Genomic DNA, 7,287 nt, shown 5'->3' with positions numbered 1-7,287 from the left:
CATGCGCGTGGTCCGCCGCGCCGCGGACAAGTTCAACGACGGGTTCGACCGGCTGTCCGAACGCTATGGCACCACCACCGCGTCGCTGATCCGCAAGACGGCGCTGATGCTGGGCATCTATGCGGTACTGCTCGCCGCGACCGGCTGGCGCCTCGCAGATACGCCGACGGGCTTCATCCCCGATCAGGATCAGGGCGTGCTGATCGGCGTGGTTCAGCTTCCGCCCGGCGCGTCGCTCGATCGCACGAGCGAGGTGCTGGCGCGCGCGCAGAAGACGGTGTCGCAGATCGACGGCGTCGAGAGCATCGCGACCTTTTCGGGGCTCGACGGCGCGAGCTTTTCGACCGCATCGAACGCGGGCACGATGTTCATCCGTCTGAAGGACTGGAGCGAGCGCGGCAGCGATCTGAGCGCCAGCGCATTGTCGGGCAAGCTGTCGGGCGTCCTCGCGATGGCGCTCCCTGAAGCAAACGCCTTCGTCATCGCGCCGCCCGCGGTGCAGGGCCTCGGTAACGGCAACGGCTTCACCATGATGCTGCAGGCGCGCGAGGGGCAAAGCTATCGCGACCTTGAAAAGGTGACGCAGGCGATGATGGGCGGGGCGCAGCAGGTGCCCGACGTCACGCAGGTCTTTTCGCTGTTCAACACCGGAAGCCCGCGCATCTTCGCCGATGTCGATCGTGACAAGGCGCAGATATTGGGCGTCGACCCGAGCCAGGTCTACGCCGCGCTCGGCACCTATCTTGCCTCGACCTATGTCAACGACTTCAACTTCCTTGGCCGCACCTTCCGCGTCACGGCTCAGGCCGAACCAAGCGCGCGCAGCCGGATCGAGGATGTGGGCCGATTGCAGGTGCGGTCCTCGTCGGGCGAGATGGTTCCGCTCTCGTCGCTCGCGACCTTCCGCGACGACAGCGGCCCGACCCGCGTCGTGCGCTACAATCTGTTCCCCGCGGTCGAACTGCAGGGACAGGCGGCGCCGGGCGTCTCATCGGGTGCGGCGTTGACCGCGATGGAGGGACTGGCCGCGAAGACGATGCCGCAGGGCTTTTCCTATGAATGGACGGGCCTCGCCTATCAGGAAAAGCAGGCGGGGAGCAGCGCGGTGCTGATCTTCCTGCTCGCGGTGGTCTTCGTCTTCCTGGTGCTGGCGGCGCAATATGAATCGCTGCCGCTGCCGCTCGCGGTGATCCTGATCGTGCCGATGTGCATATTGGCGGCGATGCTGGGCGTGAACCTGCGCGGGATGGACAATAATATCCTGACGCAAGTCGGGCTGGTCGTGCTGATTGCGCTCGCGGCGAAGAACGCGATCCTGATCGTCGAATTCGCCAAGCAGGCGGAAGAAGAGGAGGGGATGGCCCCGCTCGACGCCGCGGTTCACGCCGCGCAGTCGCGCCTGCGTCCGATCCTGATGACCAGCTTTGCCTTCATCTTCGGCGTCATTCCGCTCGCGGTGGCAAGCGGGCCGGGGCAGGAAATGCGCCAGGCACTCGGCACGGCGGTGACGTTCGGCATGCTCGGCGTCACCATATTCGGGCTGATCTTCACGCCGATCTTCTACGTCGTGTCGCGCAAGCTGGGCTATCGCGTCCAGCAATGGTTCGCGCGCGGCCGCACCAACAAGGGCGGCGATGCGCCGCTGGAGATGCCATGATGAGCCGCAATGTCCTGCTGACCGGTGCCGCCGCGCTTGCGCTGTCGGGCTGCGCCGTCGGTCCGGCCTATGTGTCGCCGACCCCCGCCGCTCCCGGACAGACACCTTTCCTCGAGGCAGGCAAATCGCCCGCCTTCACCGGCGAGCAGCCGGCGGGGCATTGGTGGAGCCTGTTCGGCGACCCGACGCTCGACGCGCTCGTCGAAGAGGCGTTGGCCGCCAATACCGATCTGCGCGTCGCCGCCGCCAATCTGGCACAGGCGCGCGCGGTGTTGAAGGAATCACGGGCCGGCCGCCTGCCGACCACCGGAATAAGCGCCAGCGGCACCTATGCCCGCCAGCCGGGCAGCGTCACCGGCATCGGCCCGGTCGAGGGCGAAAGCTATGATGTCGGGCTCGACATCGGTTATCAGGTCGATCTGTTCGGGCGCGTCGAAAGTGCGATCCGCGCGAGCCGCGCAGATGCCGACGCGGTGCAGGCGGCCTTCGACCTGACGCGCATCACGGTCGCGGCGGAAACGACGCGCGCCTATGCCGACGTCTGCGCCTACAACCGCCAGCTTGCGGTGGCGGAGGAAACGCTGCGCATTCAGGAACAGACCTTCGACCTGACGCGCCGGCTGTTCGAAGGCGGACGCGCGACGCGGCTCGACACCGGGCAGGCGGGGGCGCTGCTGGAACAGACGCGCGCGACCCTGCCGACCTTGAAGGCGCAGCGCGCCGGGGCGCTCTATCGCCTTGCGCTGCTGACCGGCAAGCCGCCCGCCGAAGCGCCGCAGGCCGCGCTGCAATGCCAGGCGCCGCCCGAACTCGACCGTCCGATTCCGGTCGGTGACGGCGCCGCGCTGCTCGCCCGCCGCCCGGATATTCGCCGGGCCGAGCGCCAGCTCGCCGCCGCCGCGGCGCGTGTCAATGTCGCGACCGCCGATCTTTATCCCAGCATCAGCATCGGCGGGTCGGTCGGATCGACCGCCGACGCGGTTTCGGGGCTGGGCAAGTCCGACAGCTTCCGCTTTTCGATCGGGCCGCTGATTTCCTGGAGCTTTCCGAACATCGCGGTCGCGCGTTCGCGGCTGAAGCAGGCGGAGGCCGGCGCCGACGCGGCGCTCGCGACCTTCGACGGCACCTGGCTCGGCGCGCTTCAAGAAACCGAAAGCGCGCTCGCCAACTATGCCGGCGAACTTGACCGGCTTGCGGCGCTACGCCGTGCGGCGGACGAAGCGGGCGAGGCGGCGCGGATCGCGCGGCTTCGCTATCAGGCCGGGCGCGAGAATTTTCAGGTCGTACTCGATGCCGAACGCTCGCTGGCGCAGATCCAGGCGAGCATCGCCCAGTCCGAACAGCAGCGTGCGACCTATCTGGTCGCGCTGTTCCTCGCGCTGGGCGGCGGCTGGCAGGACGGCGCCGCGTAAGGCGTCAATCTGGCTAAACAAAAAGGCCGGCGCAGCATGGACTGCGCCGGCCTTTTTCATAGCTGTGCCGCTGGTCAGAGCGTCGCGTCGTCGTCGGCGGGCGAGTGGAATTCGTGCCACAAGCCGTTCAATATGCCGAAGCCGACCGCGAGGCCGAGGCCGAGTACCCAGGTAAAATACCACATGGCGTGTTCCTCCGGTCAGTAGAAATCGGGGTTGGTGCGAACCTCGTCGAGCGTGACGCGGCCGAACAACACCTTGAGCACCCACGCCGTGTAGGCGAGGACGATGGGCAGGAAGATCAGGGTCACGACGAGCATGATCCACAAGGTGAGGTGGCTCGACGAGGCATTCCAGACCATCAGGCTCGAATGCGGGTCGATCGAGCTGGGCAGGATGAAAGGGAACATCGACAGGCCGACCGTCGAGATGATCCCGACCACCGCGAGCGCCGAGCCGACGAAGAGCAGGCTCTGCTTGCGCCCGGCGATCGCGACATAGGCGAGGATCGGGCCGAGGAAGCCGAGGATGGGCGCGAGCAGCATCCACGGGTGGCGCCCATAATTGTCGAGCCATGCGCCCGCCGCCGGGACCGACGTTGCCCACAGCGGGTTCGAGGGGCCGGCGGGATCGAGTTCGCCCTCCAGCCGGTAGCCGATATTCATCGTGGCGACCATCACGCCGCCGATTGCGAACAGCGCGATGACGAGCAGCGCGGCGATCTTGCCCCAGCGGCGCGCCCGGTCCATCACGACGCCGTCCTCGGCCTTGAGCGCGAGCCAGCCGGCGCCGTGCAGCACGACCATCGCCACCGACAGCAGGCCGGTGAGCAAGGTGAAGGGCGAGAAGAGGCCGAGCAGCGAGCCTTCGTAAAAGGCACGCAGGTCGCTATCGAGGCGGAAGGGCGCGCCCAGAAGGACGTTGCCGACCGCAACACCGAACACCAGTGCGGGGACGAAACCGCCAACGAACAGCGCCCAATCCCAGCGGCTGCGCCAGGCAGGATCGTCGTGCTTCGAGCGATATTTGAATGCCACGGGGCGCAGGATCAGCGCCGCGAGGACAAGGAATATCGCGAGGTAGAAGCCCGAAAAGCTGATCGCATAGACAAAGGGCCATGCTGCGAAGATCGCGCCGCCGCCGAGGATCAGCCAAACCTGATGCCCCTCCCACGTCGGGGCGATGCTGTTGATCGCCAGCCGCCGTTCCTCGTCGGTCCGCGCGATGAAGGGCAGCAGTGCGGCGACGCCGAGGTCGTAGCCGTCGGTGAGCGTGAAGCCGATCAGCAGCACGCCGAGAAGCAGCCACCAGATCAGGCGGAGCGTTTCATAGTCGAAGGGAATCGCCATCGTCTGATCCTCCTTATTCGGCCGGCAGCGGGGTATAGCCCGCGTCGGTGGGTTCGATGCCCGAGGCAAGGTCGCGGCCGCGCTTGGACTCGGGGCCCTTGCGGATCGCCGCGAGCATCAGCCGCACCTCGATGAAAGCGAGCGCGCTGTAGAGCAGGGTGAAGGCCGCGATGGTCGTCCAGACCTGCGCCACCGTCAGGCTCGATGCGCCGAGGAAGGTCGGCAGCACGCCCTCGATCGCCCATGGCTGGCGGCCATATTCGGCGAGCACCCAGCCCATTTCGGCGGCCAGCCACGGCAGCGGCATGATGATCACCGCGGCGCGCAGGAACCACTTCACATCGAAGCGCCGCACCGTCGCATAATAGAAGGCGAGGGCGAAGAAGCCGATGAAGAAGAAGCCGAGCCCCGCCATGAGGCGGAACAGCCAGAAGGTGACCGGGACGTTGGGCACCGTGTCCCACGCCGCCTGCATGACCTGGTCGGCGGTCGCGTTGCGCGGATCGGGGACATAACGCTTGAGCAGCATCGCATAGCCGAGGTTGCTGCGGTTCGCCTCGAAGGTCGCGCGCGCGGCGGCGTTGGTGCGATCGGCCTTCAGATCCTCGAGCGCGCCATAGGCGAGCTTGCCGCTTTCGATGCGTTCCTGCGCGTGGAGGACCAGTTCGTTGATCCCCTGGACCTGCCCGGTCAGGCTGCGCGTCGAAATCAGGCCGAGGACATAGGGTATCTTGATTTCATAGCGGGTCTCGCGGTCCTTGACCGACGGCAGGCCGAAGAGGGTGAGCCCGGCGGGCGCCTTTTCGGTGTGCCACATCGCCTCGATCGCGGCGAGTTTCATCTTCTGATGATCGGTGAGCGCATAGCCCGATTCGTCGCCGAGGACGACCACCGACAGCGAGGAGGCGAGGCCGAAGGCCGCGGCAACGGTCAGCGAGCGCTTCGCGAGCGCGGTGTAACGGCCGCGGAGCAGATACCAGGCCGAAATGCCGAGAACGAAGACCGAGGCGGTGACATAGCCGGCGCTGACCGTGTGGACGAACTTCGCCTGCGCGACGGGGTTGAACAGCACCGAATAAAAGTCGACGACTTCCATGCGCATCGTGTCGGGATTGAAGCGCGACCCGACCGGATTCTGCATCCAGCCGTTGGCGATCAGGATCCACAGCGCCGAAAGATTGGAACCCAGCGCGACGAGGAAGGTGACGAGGAGATGGAGCTGCTTGGACAATTTGTCCCAGCCGAAGAACATCAGCCCGACGAAGGTCGCCTCGAGGAAAAAGGCCATGAGCCCCTCGATCGCGAGTGGCGCGCCGAAGATGTCGCCGACATAGTGAGAATAATAGGACCAGTTCATCCCGAATTCGAACTCCATCGTCAGGCCGGTCGCGACCCCGAGGACGAAGTTGATCCCGAACAGGCGGGCCCAGAAACGCGTGATGGTACGCCAGATTTCCCTTTCGGTGATGACATAGATGCTCTCCATGATCACCAGCATGAAGGAAAGCCCCAGCGTCAGCGGAACGAAGAGGAAATGGTACATCGCCGTAAGGGCGAATTGCAGGCGGGATAATTCGACTACGGCCAGGTCCATGGCGCCACTCCTGAACAGCGACTCGGCGGGGTGCCGCACGGCTTGCGGCATCGTCATTTAATGAATATGGGAATGTGTGAATATTAGAAAAATGTCAAGTAGAGATAACGCCACATCTGCAGCACCCGCCGCCAGCCGCGGTGCCCTGGCCGCTTGGCTTGGCGATGCCGTGGCCGCGGTGCTCTTCGCGCTCGCGCTCGCGCAATTGCTGGCGCTCCACGTCGCGCGCGACCTTCGCGGCGGCGGAGGGGGCGACGCGGGATTCGGCATTGCGGGCTGGGCGTGGATGCTGCTGCTGGTTGGCGCGGCGCTGGCACGCGGCGCTTTGCAGGGCGGCGCCTTTGCGATCGGCCTGCGCCACGCCGCGCGCTTTGCCGCCGAGCTGCGCGCGCGGGTCGCGCCCGCGCTCATGGTGAGCGCGGCGGGGCGCGGACGCCTGATCGGTGAAGATGCCGAACTGGCGGTGACCGCGATCGACCGCATCGAGCCCTATGTTGCGCGTTTCCTGCCGCTGCGCCGTGCCGCGATGCTTTCGCCGCTGCTGATCGCGCTGGCGGCGCTGCCGGCGAGCGGCGTCGCCGCGGCGATCTTGTTCGGCACGCTGTTACCCTTCGCGATCGGCATGGCGCTCGCCGGCAGCGCCGCGGCGCGGGCGAGCGAGGCGCAGCTGGGCGCGCTGTCGCGGCTCGGCGGCTTGTTCGTCGACCGGGTTCGCGCGCTGCCGCTGATCCTCTCCTATGGCGCCGAGGATCGCGTCACGCGGCAGATCGGCGGGGCGGCGCGCGATCTGGCGGAACGGACGCTGGGCGTGCTGCGCATCGCCTTTGCATCGAGCGCGATCCTCGAATTTTTCAGCGCGCTCGCGGTCGCGCTCGTCGCGGTCTATTGCGGCTTTTCGCTGCTCGGCCTGCTGCCCTTTCGCGCGCCCGAAAGCCTCGACTTCGCCGAAGCCTTTTACGTTCTTGCGCTCGCGCCCGAATTTTATCTCGGCATGCGCCGCCTGGCCGCTGCCTATCACGACAAGCAGCAAGGCGAAGCGGCGCTGGCGGCGCTTGCCGCCGCGGAGGCGCCGATCGCCGATCACGCAGTCGCATCGCCGTTACCCGGCGCACCGGCGGCTCTTGTCGTCGATGCGTGGGTTGTTCGGCACCCCGAAGGCGCGGCGATCGGACCGATCAGCGCGCGCTGGACCGGCCCCGGCCTTCACCTGATCGTCGGGCCGAGCGGATCGGGCAAGACCAGCCTCCTCCGCGCGTTGATCGGGCAGGTGCCCGT

6 protein-coding genes are annotated in these 7,287 nt (G+C 66.8%); 3 read left to right on the top strand and 3 right to left on the bottom strand.

From position 1 onward, the window contains the following. Both ABS88_RS05315 and ABS88_RS05310 read left to right on the top strand, forming a co-directional pair. Positions 1 to 1,657, top strand: a 1,657-nt coding sequence (locus tag ABS88_RS05315) for an efflux RND transporter permease subunit (RefSeq protein ID WP_286749368.1), incomplete at its 5' end; no start/stop codon positions are given. Beyond that, complete coding sequence (locus ABS88_RS05310) at positions 1,657 to 3,069, top strand: efflux transporter outer membrane subunit (RefSeq protein WP_286749367.1); 1,413 nt, start codon at positions 1,657 to 1,659, stop codon at positions 3,067 to 3,069. The genes ABS88_RS05315 and ABS88_RS05310, both read left to right, overlap by 1 nt. A gap of 74 nt (positions 3,070 to 3,143) precedes the next feature. Here ABS88_RS05310 and cydX read toward each other — a convergent pair whose 3' ends face one another. The 3 genes from cydX to ABS88_RS05295 are packed head-to-tail and all read right to left on the bottom strand — an operon-like array spanning position 3,144 to position 6,012. Next, entirely contained in the window at positions 3,144 to 3,254 is a 111-nt protein-coding gene (gene cydX, locus ABS88_RS05305; protein ID WP_003044383.1) for a cytochrome bd-I oxidase subunit CydX, read from the bottom strand. Between the two features lie 15 nt (positions 3,255 to 3,269). Beyond that, complete coding sequence (gene cydB, locus ABS88_RS05300) at positions 3,270 to 4,418, bottom strand: cytochrome d ubiquinol oxidase subunit II (RefSeq protein ID WP_286749366.1); 1,149 nt, start codon at positions 4,416 to 4,418, stop codon at positions 3,270 to 3,272. Positions 4,419 to 4,431: 13 nt separating this feature from the next. Beyond that, complete coding sequence (locus ABS88_RS05295; protein WP_286749365.1) at positions 4,432 to 6,012, bottom strand: cytochrome ubiquinol oxidase subunit I; 1,581 nt, start codon at positions 6,010 to 6,012, stop codon at positions 4,432 to 4,434. A 169-nt stretch (positions 6,013 to 6,181) separates the two neighbouring features. On the opposite strand from ABS88_RS05295, the gene ABS88_RS05290 reads away from it, so the two are divergent. Continuing rightward, positions 6,182 to 7,287, top strand: a 1,106-nt coding sequence (locus tag ABS88_RS05290; protein WP_286749364.1) for an ABC transporter transmembrane domain-containing protein, incomplete at its 3' end; no start/stop codon positions are given.

The sequence above is a fragment of the Sphingopyxis sp. SCN 67-31 genome (assembly GCF_001725095.1).
Note: the sequence above shows the minus strand (reverse complement) of the source record. Positions and strands in the feature narration are given on the sequence as shown.

Excerpts from the sequence above, each read along its gene's own strand:
- cydX (WP_003044383.1), bottom strand. The coding sequence starts at position 3,254 with ATGTGGTATTTTACCTGGGTACTCGGCCTCGGCCTCGCGGTCGGCTTC.
- ABS88_RS05295 (WP_286749365.1), bottom strand. The coding sequence starts at position 6,012 with ATGGACCTGGCCGTAGTCGAATTATCCCGCCTGCAATTCGCCCTTACG.
- cydB (WP_286749366.1), bottom strand. The coding sequence starts at position 4,418 with ATGGCGATTCCCTTCGACTATGAAACGCTCCGCCTGATCTGGTGGCTG.
- ABS88_RS05310 (WP_286749367.1), top strand. The coding sequence starts at position 1,657 with ATGAGCCGCAATGTCCTGCTGACCGGTGCCGCCGCGCTTGCGCTGTCG.